General features: G+C 44.8%; 20 protein-coding genes, 1 tRNA gene, 2 rRNA genes and 1 pseudogene. 16 read left to right on the top strand and 8 right to left on the bottom strand.

The genetic code is table 11. From position 1 onward, the window contains the following. The first annotated feature begins 50 nt into the window (after positions 1-50). The 3 genes from HW988_RS15030 (at position 51) to rrf (ending at position 3,559) form a co-directional block, all read left to right on the top strand. Positions 51-127, top strand: a tRNA-Ile gene (locus HW988_RS15030). 123 nt (positions 128-250) lie between these two features. Next, a 23S ribosomal RNA gene (locus HW988_RS15025) occupies positions 251-3,191 on the top strand. 251 nt (positions 3,192-3,442) lie between these two features. Then, a 5S ribosomal RNA gene (rrf, locus tag HW988_RS15020) occupies positions 3,443-3,559 on the top strand. A 141-nt stretch (positions 3,560-3,700) separates the two neighbouring features. Here the strand turns inward: rrf and HW988_RS15015 are convergent. Further along, positions 3,701-4,297, bottom strand: a complete 597-nt coding sequence (locus tag HW988_RS15015) for a hypothetical protein (protein ID WP_181605018.1) — start codon at positions 4,295-4,297, stop codon at positions 3,701-3,703. A 312-nt stretch (positions 4,298-4,609) separates the two neighbouring features. Here HW988_RS15015 and HW988_RS15010 point away from each other — a divergent pair, with 312 nt between their 5' ends. The 3 genes from HW988_RS15010 (at position 4,610) to HW988_RS15000 (ending at position 8,817) form a co-directional block, all read left to right on the top strand. Further along, positions 4,610-5,755 (top strand): hypothetical protein, encoded by a 1,146-nt coding sequence (locus tag HW988_RS15010; RefSeq protein ID WP_255490042.1) that lies wholly within the window; start codon positions 4,610-4,612, stop codon positions 5,753-5,755. A 494-nt stretch (positions 5,756-6,249) separates the two neighbouring features. Next, on the top strand, positions 6,250-6,951 hold the full coding sequence (locus HW988_RS15005; protein WP_181605016.1) for a FliG C-terminal domain-containing protein: 702 nt from the start codon (positions 6,250-6,252) through the stop codon (positions 6,949-6,951). A gap of 141 nt (positions 6,952-7,092) precedes the next feature. After that, positions 7,093-8,817, top strand: coding sequence for a S9 family peptidase (locus HW988_RS15000; RefSeq protein ID WP_181605015.1), 1,725 nt, complete (start codon positions 7,093-7,095; stop codon positions 8,815-8,817). A 58-nt stretch (positions 8,818-8,875) separates the two neighbouring features. On the opposite strand, the gene HW988_RS14995 is transcribed toward HW988_RS15000, so the two are convergent. From HW988_RS14995 to HW988_RS14985, 3 genes are all read right to left on the bottom strand, one after another. Then, a complete protein-coding gene (locus HW988_RS14995; RefSeq protein ID WP_181605014.1) occupies positions 8,876-9,976 on the bottom strand; it encodes an OmpA family protein in 1,101 nt (366 codons plus the stop codon). A 138-nt stretch (positions 9,977-10,114) separates the two neighbouring features. Beyond that, positions 10,115-11,035 (bottom strand): hypothetical protein, encoded by a 921-nt coding sequence (locus tag HW988_RS14990; protein WP_181605013.1) that lies wholly within the window; start codon positions 11,033-11,035, stop codon positions 10,115-10,117. A 112-nt stretch (positions 11,036-11,147) separates the two neighbouring features. Continuing rightward, the gene (locus HW988_RS14985) at positions 11,148-11,780 is read right to left on the bottom strand and encodes a YceI family protein (protein WP_181605012.1); all 633 of its coding nucleotides are present in this window, start codon (positions 11,778-11,780) and stop codon (positions 11,148-11,150) included. A 245-nt stretch (positions 11,781-12,025) separates the two neighbouring features. Here HW988_RS14985 and HW988_RS14980 point away from each other — a divergent pair, with 245 nt between their 5' ends. The 5 genes from HW988_RS14980 (at position 12,026) to HW988_RS14960 (ending at position 17,610) form a co-directional block, all read left to right on the top strand. Next, positions 12,026-13,189 (top strand): ABC transporter substrate-binding protein, encoded by a 1,164-nt coding sequence (locus HW988_RS14980; RefSeq protein WP_181605011.1) that lies wholly within the window; start codon positions 12,026-12,028, stop codon positions 13,187-13,189. Between the two features lie 6 nt (positions 13,190-13,195). Next, positions 13,196-14,092 carry a branched-chain amino acid ABC transporter permease gene (locus tag HW988_RS14975; protein ID WP_181605010.1) on the top strand — a complete coding sequence of 299 codons (897 nt, stop codon included), beginning with the start codon at positions 13,196-13,198 and terminating at the stop codon, positions 14,090-14,092. 9 nt (positions 14,093-14,101) lie between these two features. Next, on the top strand, positions 14,102-15,934 hold the full coding sequence (locus HW988_RS14970; RefSeq protein ID WP_181605009.1) for an ATP-binding cassette domain-containing protein: 1,833 nt from the start codon (positions 14,102-14,104) through the stop codon (positions 15,932-15,934). Next, a complete protein-coding gene (locus tag HW988_RS14965) occupies positions 15,927-16,655 on the top strand; it encodes an ABC transporter ATP-binding protein (protein ID WP_181605008.1) in 729 nt (242 codons plus the stop codon). The genes HW988_RS14970 and HW988_RS14965 overlap by 8 nt, the downstream gene beginning before the upstream one ends. Positions 16,656-16,776: 121 nt before the next feature. Beyond that, complete coding sequence (locus HW988_RS14960) at positions 16,777-17,610, top strand: flagellin (RefSeq protein ID WP_181605007.1); 834 nt, start codon at positions 16,777-16,779, stop codon at positions 17,608-17,610. Here HW988_RS14960 and HW988_RS14955 read toward each other — a convergent pair. Continuing rightward, positions 17,607-18,041, bottom strand: coding sequence for an MAPEG family protein (locus HW988_RS14955; RefSeq protein WP_181605006.1), 435 nt, complete (start codon positions 18,039-18,041; stop codon positions 17,607-17,609). The genes HW988_RS14960 and HW988_RS14955 overlap by 4 nt on opposite strands. A 127-nt stretch (positions 18,042-18,168) precedes the next feature. Here HW988_RS14955 and HW988_RS14950 point away from each other — a divergent pair, with 127 nt between their 5' ends. Further along, positions 18,169-18,519, top strand: coding sequence for a 4a-hydroxytetrahydrobiopterin dehydratase (locus HW988_RS14950; protein WP_142701284.1), 351 nt, complete (start codon positions 18,169-18,171; stop codon positions 18,517-18,519). 4 nt (positions 18,520-18,523) lie between these two features. On the opposite strand, the pseudogene HW988_RS14945 reads toward HW988_RS14950, so the two are convergent. Continuing rightward, positions 18,524-19,416: pseudogene (locus HW988_RS14945) on the bottom strand (DUF72 domain-containing protein). A gap of 54 nt (positions 19,417-19,470) precedes the next feature. Between HW988_RS14945 and HW988_RS14940 the strand changes: the two are divergent. The 3 genes from HW988_RS14940 (at position 19,471) to HW988_RS14930 (ending at position 21,359) form a co-directional block, all read left to right on the top strand. Further along, positions 19,471-19,644: a hypothetical protein gene (locus tag HW988_RS14940; RefSeq protein ID WP_181605005.1), complete on the top strand. Its 174-nt coding sequence runs from the start codon at positions 19,471-19,473 to the stop codon at positions 19,642-19,644. 267 nt (positions 19,645-19,911) lie between these two features. Then, positions 19,912-20,382, top strand: coding sequence for a hypothetical protein (locus HW988_RS14935; RefSeq protein ID WP_181605004.1), 471 nt, complete (start codon positions 19,912-19,914; stop codon positions 20,380-20,382). An 86-nt stretch (positions 20,383-20,468) separates the two neighbouring features. Then, positions 20,469-21,359, top strand: a complete 891-nt coding sequence (locus HW988_RS14930; RefSeq protein ID WP_181605003.1) for a 2-oxo acid dehydrogenase subunit E2 — start codon at positions 20,469-20,471, stop codon at positions 21,357-21,359. A 10-nt stretch (positions 21,360-21,369) separates the two neighbouring features. Here HW988_RS14930 and HW988_RS14925 read toward each other — a convergent pair whose 3' ends face one another. After that, on the bottom strand, positions 21,370-23,553 hold the full coding sequence (locus HW988_RS14925) for an ATP-binding protein (protein ID WP_220128756.1): 2,184 nt from the start codon (positions 23,551-23,553) through the stop codon (positions 21,370-21,372). Positions 23,554-23,680: 127 nt separating this feature from the next. On the opposite strand from HW988_RS14925, the gene HW988_RS14920 reads away from it, so the two are divergent. Continuing rightward, positions 23,681-24,412, top strand: a complete 732-nt coding sequence (locus HW988_RS14920; protein ID WP_181605001.1) for a response regulator transcription factor — start codon at positions 23,681-23,683, stop codon at positions 24,410-24,412. 73 nt (positions 24,413-24,485) lie between these two features. Here the strand turns inward: HW988_RS14920 and HW988_RS14915 are convergent, their stop codons facing one another. Beyond that, the gene (locus HW988_RS14915) at positions 24,486-25,007 is read right to left on the bottom strand and encodes an outer membrane protein (protein ID WP_181605000.1); all 522 of its coding nucleotides are present in this window, start codon (positions 25,005-25,007) and stop codon (positions 24,486-24,488) included. Positions 25,008-25,276: the final 269 nt, after the last annotated feature.

Here is a 25,276-nt window from a genome sequence, read left to right as displayed (position 1 = left end):
TCTAGCTGTTTAGTTTTGAAAGAGTGAAAACTCTTATACGCATCTAACATGGGCCAGTAGCTCAGTTGGTTAGAGCACACGCTTGATAAGCGTGGGGTCGGAAGTTCGAGTCTTCCCTGGCCCACCAACTTTCAACAAATTGAGTTGGTCTGTTAGAGGTGAATAAGAGATTTTTTGCGCTTGAAGGTTTTCGTTCTTTGACAATTGAATAGATTGATTTAGTTGATTTTTAGCGAGGTTAGTTCCATTTTTTAAAGCTACAAAGGGCTTACGGTGGATGCCTTGGCACTAAGAAGCGATGAAGGACGTGGTAAGCTGCGATAAGCTTCGGGTAGTGGCACACACACTTTGACCCGGAGATCTCCGAATGAGGAAACTCATCATTTTATGATATCATTCACTGAATACATAGGTGTCTGAAGCGAACGAGGGGAAGTGAAACATCTCAGTACCCTCAGGAAAAGAAATCAATTCCGAGATTACCCTAGTAGTGGCGAGCGAACGGGTAACAGCCTAAACCTTAATCATTTATTTGATTGAGGGGTCGTGGGACCGCGATATGGGACCGGAGAGTATAGAACAACAGTCTGGAAAGTCTGGCAAGATAGGGTGATAGCCCCGTGTTCGAAATGCTCAAAGGCTCTAGCGGCATCCCGAGTACCACAAAACACGTGAAATTTTGTGGGAATCTGTGAGGACCACCTCATAAGGCTAAATATTCCTTAGTGACCGATAGTGAACAAGTACCGTGAGGGAAAGGTGAAAAGAACCCCGAGAGGGGAGTGAAATAGAAACTGAAACCGTAAGCTTACAAGCAGTTAGAGCCCCTTACGTGGGTGATAGCGTACCTTTTGCATAATGAGTCAGCGAGTTATGTTTGCAAGCGAGATTAAGCCGTTGAAGGTGTAGTCGTAGCGAAAGCGAGTCTGAATAGGGCGTTTAGTTTGCAGGCATAGACCCGAAACCCGGTGATCTAATCATGGACAGGTTGAAGCGAGGGTAACACCTCGTGGAGGACCGAACAAGTTGAGGTTGAAAACTCTTTTGATGATCTGTGATTAGGGGTGAAAGGCCAATCAAACTGGGTGATAGCTGGTTCTCCCCGAAATATATTTAGGTATAGCGTTGAGTAAAAAGTATCGTGGAGGTAGAGCACTGAATGGGCTAGGGGTCTTTACCGGATTACCAAACCCAAATAAACTCCGAATGCCACAGATATGTTCCTCAGCAGGCAGACGCAGGGTGATAAGGTCATGCGTCGAGAGGGAAAGAGCCCAGACCAACAGCTAAGGTCCCTAAATGCACGCTCAGTGGAGAACGTTGTGGAGTTACTTTGACAACTAGGAGGTTGGCTTAGAAGCAGCAATCCTTTAAAGAAAGCGTAATAGCTCACTAGTCTAGTGACTCTGCGCGGAAGATACAACGGGGCTAAGCGTGTTACCGAAGCTTTGGATTAAGATATTTTATATTTTAGTGGTAGGGGAGCGTTCTAGCGTAGGATGAAGGTTGACCGGTAGGACAGCTGGACGAACTAGAAGTGATCATGCTGACATAAGTAGCGTTGAACTCGGGTGAAAAACCCGGGCGCCGAAAACTCAAGGATTCCTGGGTAAAGATAATCTTCCCAGGGTTAGTCGAGTCCTAAGATGAGGCCAAGTGGCGTAATCGATGGCAAAACGGTTAATATTCCGTTACCTAGCAAATTGTGTTTAAGGAATGACGGTATAGGCTATCTCAGCCTCTTATTGGATTGAGGTGTAAGCGTGTAGGTGGTGTCGTAGGCAAATCCGCGGCACATAACACTGAGGCGTGAATGCGAGGATCTTTGATCCGGAAGTGAGAAAAGCCATGTATCCAAGAAAAGTTTCGTAAATTTAGATTTGTTAGCTCGTACCGTAAACCGACTCAGGTGAGTGGGGTGAATATCCTAAGGCGATGGGGTGAATTTTGGTCAAGGAACTCGGCAACTTAACACCGTAACTTCGGGAAAAGGTGTGCCCGCGAGAGTGTAAGGATTTACTCCCCAAGCTTTTTCGGGTCGCAGAGAAATGGGAGTAGCGACTGTTTATCAAAAACACAGGTATGTGCAAAGTCTCAAGACGAAGTATACATACTGACGCCTGCCCGGTGCTGGAAGGTTAAGAGGATTAGTTAGCGTAAGCGAAGCTGAGAATCGAAGCCCCAGTAAACGGCGGCCGTAACTATAACGGTCCTAAGGTAGCGAAATTCCTTGTCGGGTAAGTTCCGACCTGCACGAATGGCGTAACGACTTCTCCGGTGTCTCGACCAAATGCCTCGCGAAATTGAATTCTCGGTGAAAATGCCGAGTACCCGCAGAAAGACGGAAAGACCCCGTGAACCTTTACTGTAGCTTGGCAGTGATTTTAGAGTTGGCATGTGTAGGATAGGTGGGAGACTTTGAAGCAGGGGCGCTAGCCCTTGTGGAGTCAACCTTGAAATACCACCCTTGGCACCTTTGAAATCTAACCTGCTGCTCTTTACGAGCAGAGGGACACTGTCTGGTGGGCAGTTTGACTGGGGCGGTCGCCTCCCAAAAAGTAACGGAGGCGCGCGATGGTCCCCTCAGCCTGATTGGAAACCAGGCGTCGAGTGCATTGGCATAAGGGGGCTTGACTGCGAGACCTACAAGTCGAGCAGGTGCGAAAGCAGGCCAAAGTGATCCGGTGGTCCCGCGTGGAAGGGCCATCGCTCAACGGATAAAAGGTACTCCGGGGATAACAGGCTTATTCCATCCAAGAGTCCATATCGACGATGGAGTTTGGCACCTCGATGTCGGCTCATCACATCCTGGGGCTGGAGCAGGTCCCAAGGGTTTAGCTGTTCGCTAATTAAAGTGGTACGCGAGCTGGGTTCAGAACGTCGTGAGACAGTTTGGTCCTTATCTTCTGTGGGCGCATGAAATTTGAGTAGACCTGTCCTTAGTACGAGAGGACCGGGATGGACGAACCTCTGGTGTTCCTGTTGTTCTGCCAAGAGCAATGCAGGGTAGCTATGTTCGGAACTGATAACCGCTGAAAGCATCTAAGCGGGAAGCAGACTACAAGATTAGATTTCACTGGGGCTTCGGCCCCCTAAAGACTCCTCGGAGACTACGAGGTTGATAGGCGGAAGGTGTAAGTACAGTAATGTATTCAGCTGATCCGTACTAATAGGTCGTGAGGCTTTTTTAAAAAATATTCTTCTAACTTAAGTTACGAAGATTTCGTCTCAGTGACTTCTCTTAAATGAGAACGAGAGACTAGCTCTCTGAATAAGTAAGAGAGTTAAAACTTGGAACTAACAACGACTCGCTAAAAATCAATTAAATCAATCATTCAGTTGTCTGAAATAGAAAGTAACTTCTCCATTTGTATTGGAAGTAAGTTGCAAAGAAGAACGACGAAGTATAAACGTACTTCATCTTTGTTTTAATAAACGCTTTGCTGGTGTTTATAGCAGAGGGGCCACACCTGATCCCATTCCGAACTCAGAAGTTAAGTCCTCTTGCGGCGATGGTATTGCATGGGCGACCATGTGGGAGAGTAGCACGACGCCAGCTCTTTTTTACTCGAACCCGGTCTGGAAACAGATCGGGTTTTTTTATGTCAAATTAAAAACAATAATTAGTTTATATGAATCACTTGATGTTGGCAGAGGAGTTGCTTCCCCTCAGTCTACTATATTCGCAACAAAGTATTGCCTACTTAGTTGAGGATTTCTGAACTGGTGTAGCTTGCTGAGCGGCCGGTTGAGCGGTTTGTACAGGAACTTGTTTTAGTGTCGGTGAACTTGATGGTTGTTGGGCTGTGGGAGTGGCAGCGGCAGCGGATTTTTGTTGGGATGGTGGAGTTTGTTTGTTGAGCATGCTCATCAAATAGGTACGGCCGATTTCGAAGATTTTGTTTTTGCTTTTGATTTCTTTCAGGCTCATTTGAAGGATGATTCCGGGATCTTGTTCATCCGGCATATCCAGTACTTCCACTTCTAAATAGTAGTTACCTTCTTTGACTCTTTGAAGTGCGAGTTTTTCGCTGCCTAAAAGAGTTCGAGCTAATTCGGATCTAACTTTGTATTCAATCGTGGCGATACCATTCCATTCCTTTGGGAGACTGCCTTGATGATGAAGCTCATCGATATCGTCGTTTATCATTTTAATGAGTTGTTGGGCTGGAGTTAGTTGCACGCAGGATTCTGATCTATTGCGGATAAAGTTACCTGCTGGACCATCTTGTACGATCAAGAATGCAAGGACACCCGCTGTTAGAATTACTAATGAACCAATAATCTTGTAAACCATCCTGGTGTCCTCTTGTCGAAAGCCTGCTGATACAACCTGACGTCCTTATTATTGGGAAAATTTGGGGGCTCCTCAAAGGCTTTCGGTGGTGAGCCCAAAATCGCTCCTTCGGGCTAGGACCATTTGGGTGGCTAAAATACTGAAATTGCACAGGAAAGGACGCCTTTTAGGAGCCATTGTCTAAGATTTCGACGTTGCGGGTGGTGGTGATGGAATCTGATGAAACTGAAAACCGTACGTAATTACCGGTATTTAGCTGTTCTGTAGGATTCTGGCACTGAGATTGGATATATCCGGGTGAGAGAGGTGTCTATGAATACACTTACTAGATTAACAGCATTGGCTTTTGCCGTCGGGTTTTACGTGGGTTGTTCCCCTGTGAACTTTGGCGTCAGCAGCAAGGACTGTAATGCCAGCACAAACTGTGTGGTTCAGAACAATAAAAAGAGCTACTCATACTCTGTGACTGCCGGCTCAGGTAAGGTCGACATTCTTATTGTGAATGACAACTCAGCATCCATGTCGTTTGAACAAAAACGTCTGGCGCCTCGCTTTGCTAATTTTATTCAAAATCTTGATGCTGCCAAAGTAGACTATCGTATCGCCATCACGACGACGGATATTAGTGGTGGTAAATTTCCTCAAGGTGGTCAACTGATCACAATGGGCGATGGTTCAAAATATATCACTCCGTCGCAAGCCAATAGATTGGCACTTTTCAATGCGGCTATTCAACGTCCTGAAACGACAACTTGTGAAAACTTTATCGCTAACTATTTAAGAGCGAATGGTGCGAGCTCGATCAATTCTTCGGGCTATCAAAGTGGTTATGCTTCGAATTGTCCTTCTGGCGATGAGCGCGGTGTTTACTCTGCTAACTTGGTTGTTCAAAACAATCCAGGAAGCTTCATCCGTGCGGATGCTCACTTGTCGATTATCTTCTTGTCAGATGAAGATGAGAGAAGTGGTTTGTATTCTTCGGGTAACTATACATTGGCGGCTTTGGATCAACCGGCTTCTTTGCCTAGATCTGTGAAGTCTTCTTTGGGAGAAGCAAAATATGCTTCTTTATCTATCCATGCGATTGTTGTGCGCGACACAAGCTGTCTGGCGCAACAAAACAGCCAGGTGCTTGGAGACAATCCAAATCAAGACACTAAAGGTTTAGTAACTGGTTCGATTGGTTCAGTGTACTTGTCATTCACAAACGTCAGCCCAGCATGGGGTGTGTCTGCGGATATCTGTTCTTCGGATTATACAGGCCAATTGGGCACGATCCAAACTTCGATCCAAGCTAAGATCAAAGACATCTTGTTGAACTGTTCATCTCCGAGTGATTTGCAAGTTTCTGTATCGGGTACAAATATCGCTCACTCTGTTTCAGGAAATGTTCTGACATTCTCTCAGACGCTTTCTCCAGGGACGACTGTGAACTTGTCATATAAGTGCGGTCTTTAGTGAGTACCTTCTCTGAAAGCATTGAATACAATGGACGAAACTCTCGCAAGTCGGGAGTTTTTGTACGAGTGATTAAGTACATCTTGCAGCGATTGCATCTCTTCTAAAACTACAGGGATTGAAATTAAAATTGAACGAAGGCGAAGTTAATAGCTTCGCCTTTTTTACTTTTAATCCATGCGGAATGCAAAGTTCGAGAACGAAGAGGAGAGGTGAGTGGAAAGATGAAAGCAAAGAAGATAAGGATTGAGAGATGTGATGTGATAAATGTTGGAAATATTGTTCAGAAGTTTTGACAATAGTGGGTCGGAATGGGGCGAGGGGTGGATAGAGATGAGACTTTCTATGATTAATCTTTAAATTATCGGAGATGTTTTGGACAATAGATCGGTCAAGGAAGGTGAGGAAGCTTTCTGTGGGCAAATTCTCAGGATGAGACGGAATTACCTGGTCTTAATCCTTTAGTCTTGAAATTGGCTTCCGATATAACAAACATGGGAATGCTAGATAGATACAAAAAAAAGGGCGGCTTTTTTCAATTGCTTCAATTGTTGGAAACATCACCAACAACTAAGAGAGAGCAATTTCTAACACTTATTGCAGGCGAAAATCCAGTTTGGGAGGAAGCGCTTCGCAAAAGAATTCTGACAATCACACGTGTGTATAGTTGGGAAGGCCAGTATTTGGTCGAGATATTTTCGCGTGTGCAGCCAATGACTTTGGCTTACGCTCTTCATGGCAATCCGCAAGAGCAGATTGATACTTTGTTGAGTTGTCTGCCGCCGATTTCCAAAAGGAAAATCACGGACCTTATGGCGGAAGCCAGTCCGACTCCAGCGGAAAAAGGAACTAGTATTTCTAAAATGCTCACTGAAGTGCGCGGATTCGTTGGTCAAGGCATCATTCGCCTGGAAAAAGTGGATCCGGAATTACATATTCCTGAAAACATTGAAGAGATTCTGAACACGACAGCTTTCAATGTGAACCACGCACCATTAACTGATGCGAACGTGGCGAAAAAAGATGTGAAGCCCAATATCGTAGGTGACTCCGATGCGGCTCCGTCAACTCCCGCAAGTCAGGAAGCCGATTTTCTTAGAAGAAAAGTTAATCAGCTTTCATCGGAAGTGAATGCACTCAAACATGAAAACACCGTCTTAAAGGACAAACTCGCGCAGATCAAAAAGATCGCTTAACCCGACGATCGTCGGGTATCAAATTGAGTTTTAACTCCACAGGTTTCCCGTTTTCGTCAACCATTTTGACAAACGGGGAACTGTCGTTAATACCAGAAACTTAGGTCCGATAAGCCATTTGAAGCACGTGAGGTGTAACAAATGGTTTTCTTTAGAACCGCAATTATCGCATTATCTTTCGTCGTGTTGGGCACTGATGCCCTGGCGCAAGTCTCGATAATCAACCAGGAACAGAATGAATCTGATTTCTTGTTGGAGCTGACTAAGGCTGTGGATCCCACCGCGACCTCGGTCCTTGGAATTTTTAACCAGATTCCGAGAGCGGAAAATAATAAGGACGTCGCACCTGAATGTGATCCTAAGTTTTTCGAAGATCAATTGTTCTCTAAAAAAAGAACCACAGAAGAATACTTTAAAGTCGTCAAACAGTTTATGGCGAATTGCCAATCTGAACTGGCGTACAACTCTCCACGAGGGATCTTGAGCCTTGCGAAGATGGCACTTGATGACTACAAGTTCTTTAAGCATCCCCAAGTTAAAAGCATTGTGATTCCATTATCTAATGGAGTGCTGGTGCCGGCGATTGTGGGGTTAAAGCAAGACAGTCGTCCCCGTCCTCTGGTGGTGATGAAATGCGGAGTTTTCTGTGGAGCCGATCAAAATGCTTTCATGAAGACCTTCCTGATTCAACTGTTCGATTTGACTCCTTATAATGTGGTGCTACTGGCTAATCAGACAGGTTTGGATTATCTGATCGCGAACTCTCATTTTTCATTGGGTGGTTGGAGTGAGGGATTTGAATCTTTGATGGTCGGTAAATGGCTGCGTGAAAAATGGGAATATCGTGATCGCATTTCGAGCATGCACTTGATGGGTATGAGCCTGGGCGGAAATGCAGCGGTGTTCGGAGCAGCTTTCAATGACATGTATCCTATGCCCAATGGTCAGAAAGTTTATAGCTCGGCGGTAGCGATCTGCCCGGTGATCTCACTTCGTCCTACCTTAGAACATCTTTATAGCGACGATGTGATCGGTCCTGTATTTAATATCATGACTCGCAGCCAATTTGCGAAAGCACGGAGCTATTTGACGGACATTCCAGAGATGGTTGCGGCAGATCAGTTGCCACCAAGGAAACAAATGCCAGGATACTTGGGTGATATGGCGTCTACGTCTTTACAAAGACGTGGCGTTGCCAGTACGTCCCCAGATTTTTTTAAGAGTAATAATTTTTGGAATCTTCCTGGTAAAGTTCAAACTCCGCTGATGGTGTGGGCTTCTAAAGATGATAATGTCGTGAGTAATAAATTAAATGCTCAGGTCTTTGAGCATGACGACTATTATGAGTCAGCCCCTAACGCGGGAGTAGTTAATGTCAACTATGGCAGCCATTGTGCTTTCTCGGCGGCGTATGGATATCAGACAGCCGCCTTGGTTCTGCGCAGCTTTGTGATGGCCCACAGCCCGGAATTTGTTGATCACTATAAACGTACCGAAATGCCTTGGAAGTTTGGTTTCAAAAAGATTTCTAATGTCTATCAGCACGTGGGTCAGTCCTGGAAGTTTGAAGAAAAATCCAACACGGCGACAGTAACTTTTAGAATGTTTAATTTTGTCGCGAATAAAAATTGTTATTTCAGGAATCCATTTGGTGATGAAGTCGCCGGTTGTGTGACGACACGTGAAATGGATATTCCTATTTCGGAGATCAAGGCCATGGGCGCCAGAGTTCCGGCAAATGAAGTCGAAGCCCAGGCTCTGACTCGTGAATTCAATTCCAAGGTTGAGTTCTTGACCGATGGAAAACCATTAAACGGTACCAGCAGCTCGAGCTTTGTTTTGAGCTGGCGTCCTCTTTTTGAATAAAAAAATGCAGCTTTCCCAGTGAGAAAGCTGCATTTTGAATTTCGCTATATCTTCAATCTTATTTTACCGTCGAAAGTGCTTCACGAAGAGCGGCTTCATCTTTAACACCGATGAATACCAGTTCAGCTCTGCGGTCTGCTGAACGGCTGCCCAAAGATTCTTCTGAGCCTCTGCCTACAGCAGATACTTTAGAGGAGTCCAAGCCGTATTTTTCAAGAGCACTTGCTACCGTTTCAGCACGGCGTTGAGAGATCTTTTCGTTGATTTGTGCAGAACCTGTGGAGTCTGTGAAACCACGAACTTCCACGCGTTCGTACAAGTCTGAATGTTCATCCAAAGCTTTTGCCAGGCGTTCCACTTTTCTTTGATCAGCATTGGACATCGCTACCTGAGAGGTATTGAATTTGATCGTTGAGTTGCCGGCAATAAGGCTCGACATTGCGACGTCATTCAAAATTGGTTCAGGTTGCGCAGCGGCCACTGGACGTGCTGGTTCTTCTGTTTCAGCAACGAATTCTTCCTCTTGAACCATGGTTTCATCGGCCGCAGTAGATCTTACGGATGTTTTGTAGGCATTCGGATTCCAACCAAATTGGAAGTCCACTAAGTACATCATAACAAGATCACCTTGATTACTTGTTAAGCTCATTGCACGGGCACCCAAACGGGCAAGCCATGCTTGCGACATGTTGAACTCTTTTAGAACCTGCAGACCGGCAAAGATCGCATCCCCTTGGGAAGAAGCATAGTTAGGACCTTGGCTGAAAAATTGATTTCCGACCACACCCATTTGCCAACGGTTGTCAGTGCGATAACGGAACGCGAACTCTGCAGCTCCATCAGTACTAGCTGTGTCTAGGGCTGTTGAGTGAGTGAATTGTTGGTTGTTGTAACCGTACCCTAGGTCCATTACCCATGGGCTTTCTAGATACCAAGAACCCAACAGTTTGATAGTTGTTGGTGTACCTTCAACGTCTTGAAGGGCACCTTGATCATAACCTGTATAACCACCACCAAGACCGATAAATGGTAAGAGTCCGCGTGGTGGCGCTTCAGTTGCTTCTTTTCCGAATTGAAGAGTACTTGAAGTTGCTGATTGATCCTGAGCTTGGGCCCAGGCTCCTGCTAACAGAATAGCTGCAATGATAATTTTTTTCATGACGAAGTCTCCTTTTTTATGGCAGTTCCAGTATGAACTTCCAAAGAAGATCGTCAAATTCTTGCATGGTAAATTATATGAACTTTGTGATGAATCAATTTTTGATTTGCCCCCATACACAGGACTCTGGACGTCTCATTACCGCTCCTTTAGAGAACTGCACAAAGTACTGTAGTAACGAACCAAAGTTGCCTCGATCGGATCACGTTCTTTTTCATCCACAACATAGACTCCAAGGGGATCGTTGATGTCTTTGGCAGGTACAACACCATAAACAATTCCGGGAGAGTAAAACTTGGAGTCACTCTGTCGGAATGTCAGAATGTTGTCTTGGGAAGGATGATTCGAATCATAGACGATAAAATTGATATCGCCATTGTTCAATCGCTCAAAACGTTTTACTAAGACCACATGTTGCGCCATGCGATTGGCGCGAACGATGAGCATAGTTAGTTTGTTGATCTGAAGATTGCCGATCAGCTGATCCTTGGATTCGCGGTTGTTCTTTTTGCTGCGGCTGCCACTGCCAATAAGATACTTGAGATTTTTTCCCAGTTTATGAAAGCGCTCTAATTCATACTTTTCGATTTCAGATCTAAAGTTCCGATGAGTGTTGTTGTCACCCTTACGGATGCTAACTCCATCCATCAGGTTTCCCAGCAAGCCAAGATCAGTGCGCAAGTAAGATTCTTGGTTTAGCAATATAGGATATATAGAATCGCCGCGAAGCATGTTGAGAACTTGAAGAGTTTGAGGACCTTGAACAGTGGATGGAGAGTTCCAGCGATTGAGGTAAAAGAAAAGTCGTTGTGCTCGAGACAAGGACCAGCAAACACCTAACTCATAAAGTCCACCGCGTGCTTCGACACCCCAGTTCGTAATTGGTATGTGGAACTCGCTGGAGAACTGTTGTTGAGACATGCGACGGTAGATTTCATTCGCGGTGATTTTGCTACAAGAAAGATCCTTTACCAAAGAGTCTGATACCGTCTTTTTAGCAAAAGCGGGTAGATTTATCGCAACAACGGCAAAAAGGGTAAATAGACTGATCTTTTTCATCGCACGAACCTAGCAAAGTATTTTGGAGAGTGCGATCTTAGAAGTATTAAGAGTTGGATATAATAAAGGCCCGGTTTCCCGAGCCTTTGATTTATAGTTTGTAAGAATTGAACTATTTTTTAGCGACAAGTTTCAAATTCATTTCGAATTCGTCACTGATGATTTTGTCTGCAGTCAACTCTTTGAAGAAGTTGCCAGAGCCATATTTAAGACCCCATTTAGTGCGGTCAACTTTTACAGTCGCTTCGCCAGTTACAACACCTTTATCAACAGTTACTTTTGCGGGGAATTCGATCGGATTTGTTTTACCAATCATCGTCAGTTCACCTTTGACAGTCACTTGGTCTTTGGAGACAGGTGTTACGCTAAGAACTTTGAATGTCGTTACTGGGAATTTTGCTGTGTCAAAGAAGTCGTTGCTTGCCAAGTGACCAACAAGTTTCTTGTTGTATTCAGCATCTTTCAAATCTTCATTTGTGATTGTCGTCATGTCGATGTTCACTTGACCAGTTGTGATTTGGCCTTTGCTATCAACTTGAACTTCACCATCTTTTACAGAGATATGACCGTTGTGAGAAGAACCAGCTTTTTTAGTGCCTTTCCATGCAACTGTGCTCTCTTTAGTATCGATTTTGTAAGCTTCTGTTTTAGTTGCGTCTGCCTTCGCTGCTTTACCTTTAGATTTCGCTTGAGCGCCAGATACCGCAAAAACCAAAATCATTGCCGTTACAAATGTCTTCATCATTGTTGAACTCCTTAATGTGTTTTTAGACCTTACAAATTTTTGTCTAAACTTTGTTGAATCGCAATGAATATTACCGAGCATCATACCTTCATCGACGGACTCGACTTTCACCGGGATTCCTCGGTATCCGAATCACAGTTGTGAATTGAGATGTAAAGACACAAACAATCTTTCGCAAATTCGAGGGTGTCTTGACTTTAAAGTATGGTGATCAAAGAATTTTTTGTAATTGTGGGAGGATACTTATGAGATTTCCAAAGCTTGCGTTGATGATTCTGGCAGTTGTATTAGCCAGCTGTACAAAAAAGTCGGAGGACACAATCAAGGTCGGTGTCTATGGTCCTTTCACTGGTGGGAGTGCTCCGATGGGTGTTTCCATGCGTAACGGGGTTCAGGTGGCCATTGATGAAATCAATGCGGCTGGCGGCGTTCTAGGCAAAAAGATATCAATGGTGGATCGTGACGACGAAGCCAAGAATGAACGTGGTGGACAAATCATGTTGGAACTGTTGGACAAAGAAAAGGTCGTGGCGGTATTGGGGCCCATTAACACTGGCGTTGCTGATGCCAGTACACAGTATGCAAATACGAAGAAAGTTCCGTTGATTATTAATGTTAGCGCCGGCGCAAAAGTGAATGAGCTCTTTAAAGCCAATCCTGAAAATTTTGTATTTAGAATTGCCGCAAATGATGACATCCAATCGCGGGTCATCGTGAACGAGGCTTTGAAACTTGGATTTAAAAAACCGGCACTTTTGTGTGATGATACCAACTATGGCCAGAATGGTCGCGAAAAGATGGAAGCGGTCCTAAAAGAGAAAGGCGTGAAACCAGTTTACATTGGGAAGTTCAAAATTAAAGACAGCGATATGAGTGCGCAACTGCAAGAGGCGCGGGCTGCGAAAGCCGACGTCCTTTTAGTTTATGGTATTGGTCCGGAGTTAGCTGCCGTTTCAAATTCGATGGCTCGTCTGGGATGGAAAGTGGACATGATCGGCAGTTGGACCCTTTCAATGTCGAACTACATTACCAACGCGGGTAAAAACGGAAACGGCACAAAGATGCCGCAAACATTTATCGAAGCTTCAGCAAAATCTGACAAGCAAAAGAAATTTATCTCGGATTACAACATCAAATTCAAAGAGTCTCCAATTGCCTCTGCTGTATCTGCAGCGCAAGGGTATGATTCTATGTACTTGCTGAAACTTGCAATTGAACAGGCACAGTCACTTGAAGGATCAAAAATCCGCACCGCTTTAGAAGACCTGGCTGTTCCTTATGAAGGAATTACCGGATCTTATACCAAGCCTTTTTCTAGCACTGATCATGAAGCTGTGAAAGAAGCGAATGTTATGCTTGGCATGGTAAAAGACGGCATCGTGGTGGATTCAACAACTCAGAAAAAGTAGGTCCCAGTGTCAGAGATCATGCAGATTCTGATTTCGGGTATTATTCAGGGCGTGATTTATGCGCTGATTGCCTATGGTTATAATCTGACGTTCTCAACTTCGAAAACCATCAACTTCTCCCTTGGCAATGTCATTATGCTCGGGGGAGTGGTGGGTTTTTCCCTTTATGTCGATAGAGCCACAGGACAACTGTTGGGTTATCCCTATCTATTTCCCATCGTCGGAGTTTTAGTCACGGGCGTTATTGCCGGGTGGATGGTGCATCGCTTTGCCGTAGCGCCAGCCTTAAAAATGAAATCTGAATATACCTGGGTGCTGGCAACATTGGCGATGGGTATTATCTTTAAAAATGCAGTCGAACAAATCTGGTCCACGGGCGACTATCGTTTTCCTTCTCCCTTGGGGGATGATCCCATCCGTATTTTAGGAGCGGGTGTTTACCCACAGGAGATCATGGCAGTTATTGTTGCCACTGTGATTGTTTTTTCTATCGAACTTTTCCGCAGAAAAACTATTTATGGAAAAGCCATTCAAGCTGTCAGTGAAGATAAAGATACCGCCAGCCTGATGGGGATTCCTCAAGAACAAGTCGTGAAGGTTTCCTTTATGATGAGTGCTTGTATCGCCACGATCGGGGGCCTGATGGTGGCACCCTGGACATTTGTATCTGCCACGATGGGATCATCGCTTGGTACAAAAGCCTATGTCGTGGCCATTATCGCAGGATTGGAATCAGGTTTCGGTTTAATCTGGGGAGGATTGATCTTAGGAATCTCAGAGTTCTTCACGGCTCGATATATTTCCTCGGGATATAAGGAACTTCCTGGTTTTATAATTTTGATTTTAGTCATCCTGATAAAGCCCAGCGGTCTGTTTGGGAAAAAATCGATCAAGAAGGTTTAAGGGGGCGCGGTGAAGAAGCAATCGTGGAAATGGGCCACATACATTTTGTGTTTGCTTCCCTTGTTATTACCCTCGTTAGTGGAAAACGAATACTACGTTCACGGAATTTTAGGACGCATTATTGTTTATACTATTCTGGTGGCCGCTTTGGATCTAGTCACAGGTTATATCGGTGATATCTCAATTGGGCATGCGGGGCTTTTTGCTGTGGGTGCTTATACCATGGCCATTCTGAACTCTACAGCCGCCGCAAATCAGGGAAGTACGATTCAGGTTTTTTATGAATGGCCTTATTGGTTGTCCTTGGTGACAGCCATTGTGGTGACGGCGGCCTTTGGGTTTGCCTTAGGCTTTCCATCTTTAAAAGCATCGGGTCCTTATTTGGCTGTTACCACGATTGCCTACGGAAGTATCATCTATACTATTATAAATGAACAAGAAGCTCTTACTAACGGTACTAAAGGAATTCAGATGGTGCCGTTAAAGCTTGCGGGCTTTTCACTGGCTGGAAATAATTTTATTTATCTGATTTATCCCTGTTTACTTCTGGTGATGTTTCTGAAAAGAAATTTGGCGAAAAGCTTCTGGGGCCGGGCTTTTGAAGCGATTAAGTATTCCAGTATCGCCGCTGAAAGTTGTGGGATTTCTCGCTCGCGCTTTAAAATTTCTGCTTTCGTTTTGTCCGCAGCTATTGCGGGCTTGGCGGGAGCTCTATTTACTCATCTGGATAATTACGTGGCGCCGAATACCTTTACGTTGGATTTTTCAATTCTGGCGCTGATGGCTTTGATCTTTGGTGGTGTTCGATCTGTTTTGGGAAACTTTATCGGGATGGCACTGGTGGTGATCCTGCCGGACGTCTTTACGTGGTTCAAAGACTGGCGATTGATGGTGTTTGGTATTCTGCTTTTGCTGGCTTTATTTTATCTGCCAAATGGGTTGGCGGGTTGGATACGTGGGTACTTTGAAAAATGGTTTCCGGCTTTGCGAAACGATTATGATCTGGACAAGATCAAAGAGAAGGCCGCTGCTCAAAATCTTCAGTTTCACACAGTTTCCGATGGCGGTCCGATTCCTTTACGTCTTGAAGGATTGGAAATGCGCTTCGGCGGATTGATCGCGGTAAATCGATTAGAAATGAAAATTGCACCGGGCACGATTCGCGGATTAATGGGCCCTAACGGTTCGGGAAAATCTACAACTGTGAATTTGATCACAGGGCTTTATCAGCCCACTGCGGGGCAAGTATACATCTTTGATAAACCTTCAAACAGTGTAAAGCCGCATCGTCGGGCGTATCTGGGAGTGGCACGCACTTTTCAGAATCTGCAGCTCTTTTCTGATCTTACGGTGCTGGAAAATGTTTTGGTGGGTTTACACAAACATTATCGTTCGTCTTTGCCCGCTGTGCTGGTGGGAATGCCCCAAGTAAGACGGGAAGAGGATAAGTTTGTGGTGGAAGCTTATAGGTGGTTGGAGTTTGTAGGACTTGAACATTTGGCATTGGAAAAAGCCAAGAACTTAGCCTATGGACAGGCAAGACGATTGGAAATTGCACGGGCTCTGGCTTTGCAGCCTAAGATTTTATTGCTGGATGAACCAGCTGCTGGACTGACTTCCGGAGAGATTCAGGAATTCAACAAAATCATTCGTAAAGTCAAAGAAGCGGGCCTTGCGATTCTTTTGATCGAACATCATATGGAAATGATGATGCAGATATCAGATGAAATCACTGTTTTGGATTTCGGTAAAAAAATTGCCGAGGGTTCTCCTAAAGAAGTGCAAAGCAATCCTCAAGTGATTGAAGCCTATTTGGGCGCGGAAGGGGCACAGCATGCTTGAGGTGAAGAATCTATCCGTTCACTATGGAGGCATCCAAGCTTTGAAGGGCGTCAGTATCCAAGTTCAACAAGGAGAGCTGGTTGCGATGATTGGAGCGAATGGTGCGGGGAAAACGTCCTTGCTTCGTACCATCTCGGGACTGGTGCAACCTGCTGCAGGGGAGGTCTATATTGACGGTAAACTCGCTAATAAAATTCCCGCTCACAAGCGTGTCGCCTTTGGTCTGGCTCATTGTCCTGAAGCACGCCGCATTTTTGCGCAGCAAAGTGTCCATGATAATTTGCTTTTGGGTGCGTTTCTAAGAACAAAGAATGAAAAGAAAGCGGAGATTGAGAAAACCATTGATGAAGTATATGGTATTTTTCCCCGTTTGAAAGAGCGCAATGCTCAGCTGGCGGGCACACTTTCGGGGGGAGAGCAGCAAATGCTTGCTATCGGCAGGGCGCTGATGTTGAAACCCAAAATCCTTATGTTGGATGAGCCTTCTATGGGACTTGCTCCGGTAATCATCGACGAAATGTTTTCAGTGATTAACAAAATTAAAGCGACAGGAACAACCAGTATTCTTTTGGTTGAGCAATTGGCTTTTCGTGCGTTGCAAGTTGCGGATCGCGGGTACGTTCTTGAACAAGGTGTGGTTCGTGTCGAAGGGAATGCGAAGGAATTACTAAAAAATCCTCAGGTTAAAGCCGCTTATCTCGGAGTGACACAGGAAAGATAGGTGGTCGTTTCATGCTGTTACAGGCCTTCTGATTAGAACTTCGTAGAACAAAAAAACTATAACGATGGTCTCGTGAAGTCTCATCAATGTTTCCCGATAAATTTGCCAGCGGAGACATGATATGGGTATGAGAATTCAAACAAACATTGCAGCAATCAATGCACAGCGGAATCTGGTTGGTTCACAAAGAATCATGAACGATTCGATGGCAAAACTTGCTTCGGGAAGTCGTATTAACAAAGCCGCGGATGATGCCGCAGGTTTGGCGATTTCCGAAACGATGAAAGGTCAAATTCGCTCCGCAGCGATGGCTCAAAGAAATGCGAATGATGGTATATCCATGATTCAGACCGCTGAAGGTGGTTTGAATGAAATTAGCAATATCATTATCCGTTTGCGTGAACTTGGTATCCAAGCTGGCTCCGACACCATTGGTGAAAAGGAGCGCGGGATGTTGAATAAGGAAGTCGTGCAGCTTCGAGATGAGATCCAGCGTATTGCTAAAACGACGAATTGGGGTACGACGAAACTTTTAGATGGATCTGCGCCAGCCTTTGATTTTCAAGTAGGTATTAATAATGATCCTAAAAACGATCGCATCACTTTTGAAGCGGGTCGTGGTGCTGCGACTTTAGATGCCTTGGGATTAGACGGCCTTTCCTATGACACCAAAGAGGGCGCACAAAATGCGCTCAGCCGCCTGGACGATGCTCAGTTGGCGGTGAACGGAACTCGTGCCTATATGGGTGCGTTACAAAATAGACTGACGTCGGCTGCGGATAACTTAGGCGTGATGCAAGAGAATCTGTCTGCGGCGAACAGTCGTATCCGTGATACTGATATTGCTGCAGCTTCGAGTGAAATGACTCGAAATAGTATTTTACTTCAGGCGGGGACTTCTGTTTTAAGTCAGGCCAATCAGTCATCTCAATTGGCCTTGAAACTTATCGGCTAAGTCAAAGTGGCAATATGGATCGCCTTTGCTGTGATCATGAGCCACATCCCTATTAGAGCCAACCATCCGAAGCCATAAGCACGCATGCGTTTGATAACGTCGTTTTTTCCTAAGTGAATAAATGCATGAACCGCGCGTGCCATGACATACAGCCACGCTAAAATCACAAAGATGATACTTTGCACCGGTAAAATTAAGCCGAGAATGCAAGCAACATAGAAAAGCACCGGGGCTTCGAAAAGATTCGCAAAATGGCGCACGGCCTGAATAGATTGCTCTGGTTCCTGTCCCTGAAGTGTGCGGTAAAAACTTAGTTTTACTGAGCCAGAGCGAACTGCCGTCACTCTTCCCAAAAACATTTTTCCCAAAACTAACAAGACCAATAAAAACATGGCACACATTGGAAAGATAATTTGTACGTTCGTTGACATTGCTTCTTCCTCGAAAAATGTAGATCTAAAAATTTAGTACGCAAAAAGTATGTGTCAAGACAAAGTGCTGAGGGAATTCTTTATTTATTACTCTTTCTTAATCTATTATGAGTTGTAGGGGGTAGTGATGATTGATTCAGCAGAGCTTCTAAAAAAGAAATCTCGTAACGTAAAAAAAGGCCTTTCGGGAACTGAGATCGATGAATACTTGGCTGCGATGAAGGGGTGGTCCTATGAGGACAACCACATTGTAAAAGCCTACTCTTTCAAAAACTATCACGAGACTTTGGCGTTTGTGAATGCGTTGGCTTTTGTTGTGAATGCTGAGAACCATCATCCAGATCTTTTGGTCTCATTCAATCGCTGCGTGGTGATGTTCAATACCCATTCCGTCGGCGGTGTTTCGGAAAACGATTTCATTTGCGCCGCAAAGATTGACGCAATGGCATCTCACAATTATGCGCCGGTCGCTCACTAGTGATTCATAGTTCTGTATCCAATAAACGATTGCTGCGGGGCTGAAGGATTTTAGTAAGGCTTCGCGCATCGTGGGGTGCTTTTACTTTTAAGTCGTTATCAAAATAGATGTAAACATCACGCTCCTTCACGGGCATGGGATCGTCGGTAATCGTCAAAGCATCTTTGGGTTCCCGGCCACTTTGCCATCGTTTGATTCGTTCACTCCACCACCGAAGGGCGCCTGGTGAGTAGCCACTGACATAGAATTCTTCGTCACCATGCAGTCGCACATAGACGAAGTCAGCAGTCACATCTTCCATGTAAGGCCATTTTCCAGCCGTGTCGGCAAAGACCAGGGCGATTTTGTATTTCCGAAGCAGCTCGATGAATTCTGGATTTTCAAAACTGTGATGGCGAACTTCCAAACTGTGTTGCAGGCGGCGGTTGCTTTTTCGAACGGAGTCTAAATAGTGGGAAGGGAATCTTTCTGATAGATCGGCTAGGGCCGCTCCTTCCGCAAAAGTACTTGGAAGCAATTTAAAGAAGGCTTCGAGGCGCTCGGGATCAAATACAAAATTGGGTGGAAGCTGCCACAGGAACGCACCGAGTTTGTCATCAAGATTAAGAACCCCAGAGCCAAAGAAGTTAACCAAAGCCTTTTCGCAGTTCTTTAAGCGCAGTATGTGCGTGATGAAGCGTGAACCTTTCACTGAAAAGCAAAAGTTCGCGGAGTTTCCTTATACCAGCGAAGGTAGGTCTCGGGCCTTTGATTGGCATAAAAGGAACCATTGATTTCAATCGTCGAAACTTGTCGACTGGCATAAGCGAGTTCTTTTTCAATCGGCAGGCCCTTGGGGTAAAAAACGCCGCGCCATGGAGGATAAACCCATCCCGAGATCCCAATTCTTGTGTTCATACATGCTCCGTCGCCACCTTCCCGCGTTATACTGTCGTCAACAAGGAGGCAATTATGGCTTCAGTTAATAATTCTAAAGAAAGCTTCTCCCGCAAAATGGGAGACAAAATCGAAGATGTTGGTGCAAAGGTTTCTGAAAAAGCTCCAAAAACTGGAAAAGCCATTCATGATCTGGGCGATAAAATCGAACACCTGAATGACAAAAAAAGCTCCAACCGCCGCGTTTAAGTTTTAGATTTTGGCTCCCGAAAATTCAATGGGTTTTCGGGAGCTGAGGCTTTAGCTTTCCTGAGTGTCCCTTTTATATTTCCACTAGTGTTAGGGGCGGCATAGTTGTTATTTGTCATCTTGGCCATACTCCCTGAAGAATTCACGCACCTGTGACAAATTTGGTAGCGGTTAATTGGAATGCATCCCGAGTCTTTACTCTGATTAATTTGTGCATGGAAAACGATCTGGCAAAGGCGTATTATCTCCGACGAATTGGAGTTCGGTATGAAATCTTGGATCGTATTAGTTTCTTTGATCAGTGTAACGTCTGCAGCTGTGGCGGCGGAGATTCCTGTAAACCTTAAAAACCTGCTGCCAGTCGGGCGAGATGAAGTCAGTTTCCGTGGAACGACATTCGACAGGAAGGATTGTTCCTTGGATGTTTTCTCTGCCAAAAAACGCTTTAGTGCTGCTGTGACCGTTTACTATGGGATAGGACAGCCTGATCCGATGCGCACGGCTCGTTTCCAATTAGGCGATGGATATGACTTTATTGGCGAAAGCACGTCAGCGGGCATCTTGAACTTTCAGAGCCTTCATCCTCATGTAAACGAAGAGGAAAGGGATCAGAAGGCCACGCTGAAACTATATAGAGAGAAAGGTCAGCTTAAGGCAGTCCAACTTTTAGTCGAAGAAGAAGGCTATCTCGGATTCAATACTTTGATTAAGGAGACTTGCTACCTGGGAAAACGCTAGACCTCGACTGTTCAATGGTCGCAATTAGCAATTACTAATCCCTTTCATATTTTACTTGTGTTGTCCCGCAAACATAGCATGAAGATATGAAAACAAAAATGACACTCTCTAAAGGTGGATCCGCGTTCCGTAAAATCGCTATGGGCTCCTGGCATAAAGCTGGGGACCCGACAGTTTACGGACTGTTGGAAATTGATATGACCAAAGCTCTTGAGTATATGAAAGCTCAGGAAGCGGCGACTGGTTTGAAACTTTCCATTTCTCATTTGGTAGGCAAAGCCGCAGCCACGGCGATGAAAGAGCGTCCTGAAATTAATGGGATGATTCGCAATAATCGCATCTATCTGCGCGAAACCGTCGACATTTTTTATCAAGTGAATATTCCGGGTAATCCTGAAGATCCAGTGGGAAAAGCCACTCTGACAGGAGTGGTGGTGCGAGAAGCAGAAAAGCTCTCTGTTTCACAGATCGCACAGGAACTTGCTGCTAAGTCTAAAGCCATTAAAGGTGGCGAGCAAAGTGAGTTGACGAAATCACTTGATGCTATGAAATGGGTTCCGTGGGGATTCATGCGCACACTTTTGAATCTGACATCATTTTTGAACTATGATTTGGGGATCAATCTGACGTGGGCAGGAATGCCAAGGGATGCATTTGGTTCCATCATGATCACAAACATCGGTGGTATGGGCGCTGACACGGCGTGGGCACCACTGGTTTCTTACTCCAAAGTTCCAATTCTTTTGACTGTCGGTCAAATCAAGCAACGTGCTTGGGTTACCGAAACGGGATCGGTAGAAGCCCGTCCAGTGGCTCGTATCGGTGTAACCTTTGATCATCGCTTTATGGATGGAACGCATGCGGCGGCTTTGCAAAAGATATTTGAAAAGTGTTTTGCGGAACCAGAAAAGTACTTTGGTGAAGTCTCTGCTTTGTCTTATCCGAAGCTTTCGTCTTTTGCCTTAAAAATGGCGTAGGGCCGTTGCTCTAAAGAGGTGGTGGGGGATATTCGTGGCGAATGTTTTTGCCCAGATATTCCTGAACCAGTCGGAGTTCCTTTTCTAAAGAGTCCACCAACAGCGTGAGTTGTTGTTCGTTGGTGGATTTTAAATCCAGAGTCTCTATTCTTTCAGCCAAGTCTTTTAATCGTATGGCCCCGAGTACCGCCGCTGAGGATTTCAGATTGTGGGCAAGGGCGGGTGCTTTTTCATAGTGTTTATCGCGAATAGCTTCGCGCATTTTTGCCACCAATGTTGGACTGTCCTCGTTAAAAATGTCGACAACTTCTTTCAGCAAAGAATGTCCATTTTTAGTTTCGTCTTGTCTTAGTGAATCCATGCTGGCGGGATCAATGACGTTGAACCCCCGTCCTATCCATTTGCTGATCTTGAACGCCAGGTCGTTATAGGAGATGGGCTTGCTGATATAATCGTTCATGCCAGCTTCCAGGCAAAGTTCTATGTCGCCTTTAATAGCATTGGCCGTTGTCGCGAGAATGGGAATATTTTTGTTATCTTCACCAGCTTGCCCCTTGCGGATCTGACGAGTGGCTTCGTACCCATCCATGATCGGCATTTGCGCGTCCATCAAAACCATATCGAATTTTTCGCTGAGTAACGCTGCGATCGCTGCATTTCCATTTTCCACCACCCGACTGGTGCAGCCCATGGTTGAAAGCATTTCAGAGACGACTTTTTGGTTTACCAAGTTATCTTCAGCAATCAGAATATGCCCTTGAAGGGGAGCGACCGGTTTCAAATTTGAAATCTTCTGAATGGCTGCATCCGTTTGAGGAAGTCCCAAATTCACGTCGAAATAAAAACGTGATCCAATGCCTTTAACGCTATCAACGTCTATCGATCCCTTCATCATCTCTACAATTTGCTTGGAAATAGCTAACCCCAGTCCCGTCCCACCATATTTGCGTGTCATGGAACTATCACCTTGGGAAAAGTTCTGGAATAATTTTGAGCGGGTCTCGGTGTCAAAGCCCACGCCTTGATCGATAATCTCGAAAAGTAGATGAGGGGAGCCGTGGATATCGGGACCCTTGTGAGTTACGCGCACCTTTATTAGTCCGTGTTCGGAGAATTTGATCGCGTTGTTAATCAGATTTAAAAGTACCTGGCGCAAGCGCAGTGGATCTCCCGTCAGGAATTCGGGCACGGTGGAATCGATTTCCGTCTTAATTTCTAAATTCTTTAGTTTGGCCGAGTAATTGACGATGGAAACAGCGCTTTTAATCAAAGATGAAAGTTCAAAGTTAGTTTCTTCCAGTTGAAATTTGCCAGATTCAATTTTGGAGAGGTCCAGAATGTCATTAATTAGTGCCAGAAGAGAGGTAGAGGATATTTTAATCGTGTCCAGATAATCAATTTGTCGGGCATTCATTGGCGTTTGCTCCAGTAATTTGGTCATGCCAATAATACCGTTTAAAGGAGTGCGAATTTCGTGGCTCATGTTCGCCAGGAAGCTGGTTTTCAGTGTTGAAGCTTCCTGTGCTTTGGTGCGAGCTTCTTCAAGTGCCAGTTCTATTTTTTTGCGAAGAACAATCTGCCGTTGTAAAAGGCTGGTCGAAAAAAAGAATAATAGAAATGCCAGTGCGACTCCAAAGACGACGACGGCAGAAGTTTTTTGAAAGTCCTTCTCAAAGCGTGCGTCTCTACGGATCAGGAGATTTTGTTCTTCGGATTCCATTTCCGCGAAAGTACGATTGACCTCATCTGTATTTGTTGAAGCTAACATTGAGCGGAACTCTTCTGTAGATATAGTCTTACTGTGGTTGTGCAGATTTGTTGCGAAATTCTTCCAGGTTGCCAATTTGGCATTTAATAGAGTCGTGATTTTTTGAATACGTCGGCTTTGATACTTATTATCCGCAACGAGTTCTGACACAGTAACAAGATTTCTTTGCAGATTTTGTTCGGCCTTCGTAAACGCATCAAATGACATGTAGGGATTTATATAGACAGACGTCAATGAGACTTTCGCTTCCTCCATCGCAGTTTTCAATCCACGAATCTCAGATATTACTACGTATGTGTGTCGACGCCACGCTGAGGAGTCCAAAAGATTTTGCGTGCTATAGAATATAATCAGAGCCAATGCGGCTAAAGTAATAAGCCCGCTGAAAGCGAGAATCTTGGGAAGTTTAATATGATGATTTCGCATGGATGTCGTATTCATAATAAGATTAAACTGTAAATAGTGACTGTATCCAAGTCCGTGTACCCACGAATAAACAAAATACACACTAATTTTTCTGGCCATGAAGCTGATCGCTTTGGAAAATCATTGTATGGAAACACAAAAAAAACGCGTTTTATTGATAGAAGACTCTCGTGAAATGCAAGCGATCGTTCGTCATGCTGTCGCGGATATTTGCAATCTGCAGAGTGTAGCATCAGCAGAGGACGGCCGTCGCGAGCTTGAGAAAGGAATTTACTCTCTTTTGCTTTTGGATGTGCATTTGCCTGATGAGGATGGTTTTGAATTCTGCAAGAACTTGCGAGCGGAACGAAGATTCGCTGACTTGCCGGTGATTTTCCTAACGGGTAAGACTGAGCTAACCAGTAAAGTTCAAGGCTTCGAGGTGGGGGGCGACGACTATGTCACAAAACCCTTTGAGCCAGAAGAACTCAAGGCTCGGGTGAGTGGCAAACTTCGCCGTAACAAAAGTTCGGGAGCATCTTTTGTCATGGCAGGATTCAGAGTGGATTTGTCTTTGCAAAAAATCTTTGTGATGAATCCCGATGGCACGGAAACACCACTGTCTTTAACACCCATTGAATTTAAATTATTGAGTCATTTCATGAAGAATGAAGGAAAAATTTTTTCTCGGCAAAAGCTTTTGGATTTGTTTTGGAGTGATAGCCTTTATGTTTCAAGGCATACGGTGGATACCCATATCTCTTCTTTGCGTAAAAAGTTGGGGCCGCCAGGCGCGAATTTAAGATCGATATTTAAACAAGGGTACACCTTCACGGCGCCGGAAGAAAATCGCGAACGGCCTCACGAAGCGGCTCCCTAAGGCGGGGGAGAAGTTGTCGGCAGGAGAAAGGTAAAATCCATTTCATCCTTTTCCTGCCGTACTCGATTTTCAATTAAAAGTTAAAGCCGACCGCTACGTTCGCGTAGTTGTAGTTATCTGCAACTTTATCACTGGACCAGTTGTACAACGTATAGTATTCAAAACCTACGGACCATTGTGGGCTCAAAGTGTAAGCCAAACCGATTCCAAGGGTCGGACCAATCAGAGTTTCATCACTGGTATTAGCTGTGGGATCTGCAGGGTTGGCAACATCATCCATATTCGACACACCAATACCACCTGCAACGTAGATATCCATGTCGTTGTGATCAAAAAGATGCGATACCGCATGGATATCGAAAGTTGTGCTTTCGGATTTGCCGGCATCTTCATTTTTTGTAGAGTGCAAGATTTTGGCGCCGAGGCCGAATGTGCCGGTGCGACGTTCATAGTCTAAACCAAATGAAGCAGCTGCTTGTGCAGATCCTCCCAGAAGGCGGATAGTATTGGATCCTTCTTTCAGATCTTGTTTGCTTTGAGCATTTGCCAGTGTGCAGAAAGTCAGAGTAGCAAGAATTGCGATGAGTGTTTTCATGTCGTGGCTCCTTTGTTGAAATTCCAGAAATACTCAGACTTTTAGGTAGAGCAAATTTGAATCCAAGAACGAGTAGCGGTTATTTTAAAGATAAAACCTCATTCGAAATACTACCGTGGAGTATTGCCTCGCGAGTGGGGAGAATTGTTCCATAGATGCAGATGCAGACCACTGTGTGGGAGCACATAGAGGTTACGTCTCATACTTGGAAAGTCGAGTTGCTTAGGGAACTTTCTGGAATGGGAAACGTCAAATAACTTTTGTACAGA

The sequence above is a fragment of the Bdellovibrio sp. KM01 genome (assembly GCF_013752535.1).
Lineage (GTDB): Bacteria > Bdellovibrionota > Bdellovibrionia > Bdellovibrionales > Bdellovibrionaceae > Bdellovibrio.
The sequence above is the reverse complement of the archived record's forward strand: the minus strand, read 5'-3'. Positions and strand labels throughout refer to the sequence as shown.

Coding starts and splice junctions, on each gene's coding strand:
- HW988_RS14960 (WP_181605007.1), top strand. CDS start 16,777: ATGGGTATGAGAATTCAAACAAACATTGCAGCAATCAATGCACAGCGG.
- HW988_RS14995 (WP_181605014.1), bottom strand. CDS start 9,976: ATGAAAAAAATTATCATTGCAGCTATTCTGTTAGCAGGAGCCTGGGCC.
- HW988_RS15015 (WP_181605018.1), bottom strand. CDS start 4,297: ATGGTTTACAAGATTATTGGTTCATTAGTAATTCTAACAGCGGGTGTC.
- HW988_RS14935 (WP_181605004.1), top strand. CDS start 19,912: ATGAAATCTTGGATCGTATTAGTTTCTTTGATCAGTGTAACGTCTGCA.
- HW988_RS15005 (WP_181605016.1), top strand. CDS start 6,250: ATGGGAATGCTAGATAGATACAAAAAAAAGGGCGGCTTTTTTCAATTG.
- HW988_RS14930 (WP_181605003.1), top strand. CDS start 20,469: ATGAAAACAAAAATGACACTCTCTAAAGGTGGATCCGCGTTCCGTAAA.
- HW988_RS14990 (WP_181605013.1), bottom strand. CDS start 11,035: ATGAAAAAGATCAGTCTATTTACCCTTTTTGCCGTTGTTGCGATAAAT.
- HW988_RS14925 (WP_220128756.1), bottom strand. CDS start 23,553: ATGCGAAATCATCATATTAAACTTCCCAAGATTCTCGCTTTCAGCGGG.
- HW988_RS14950 (WP_142701284.1), top strand. CDS start 18,169: ATGATTGATTCAGCAGAGCTTCTAAAAAAGAAATCTCGTAACGTAAAA.
- HW988_RS14940 (WP_181605005.1), top strand. CDS start 19,471: ATGGCTTCAGTTAATAATTCTAAAGAAAGCTTCTCCCGCAAAATGGGA.
- HW988_RS15010 (WP_255490042.1), top strand. CDS start 4,610: ATGAATACACTTACTAGATTAACAGCATTGGCTTTTGCCGTCGGGTTT.
- HW988_RS14965 (WP_181605008.1), top strand. CDS start 15,927: ATGCTTGAGGTGAAGAATCTATCCGTTCACTATGGAGGCATCCAAGCT.
- HW988_RS14920 (WP_181605001.1), top strand. CDS start 23,681: ATGGAAACACAAAAAAAACGCGTTTTATTGATAGAAGACTCTCGTGAA.
- HW988_RS15000 (WP_181605015.1), top strand. CDS start 7,093: ATGGTTTTCTTTAGAACCGCAATTATCGCATTATCTTTCGTCGTGTTG.
- HW988_RS14985 (WP_181605012.1), bottom strand. CDS start 11,780: ATGATGAAGACATTTGTAACGGCAATGATTTTGGTTTTTGCGGTATCT.
- HW988_RS14980 (WP_181605011.1), top strand. CDS start 12,026: ATGAGATTTCCAAAGCTTGCGTTGATGATTCTGGCAGTTGTATTAGCC.
- HW988_RS14915 (WP_181605000.1), bottom strand. CDS start 25,007: ATGAAAACACTCATCGCAATTCTTGCTACTCTGACTTTCTGCACACTG.
- HW988_RS14955 (WP_181605006.1), bottom strand. CDS start 18,041: ATGTCAACGAACGTACAAATTATCTTTCCAATGTGTGCCATGTTTTTA.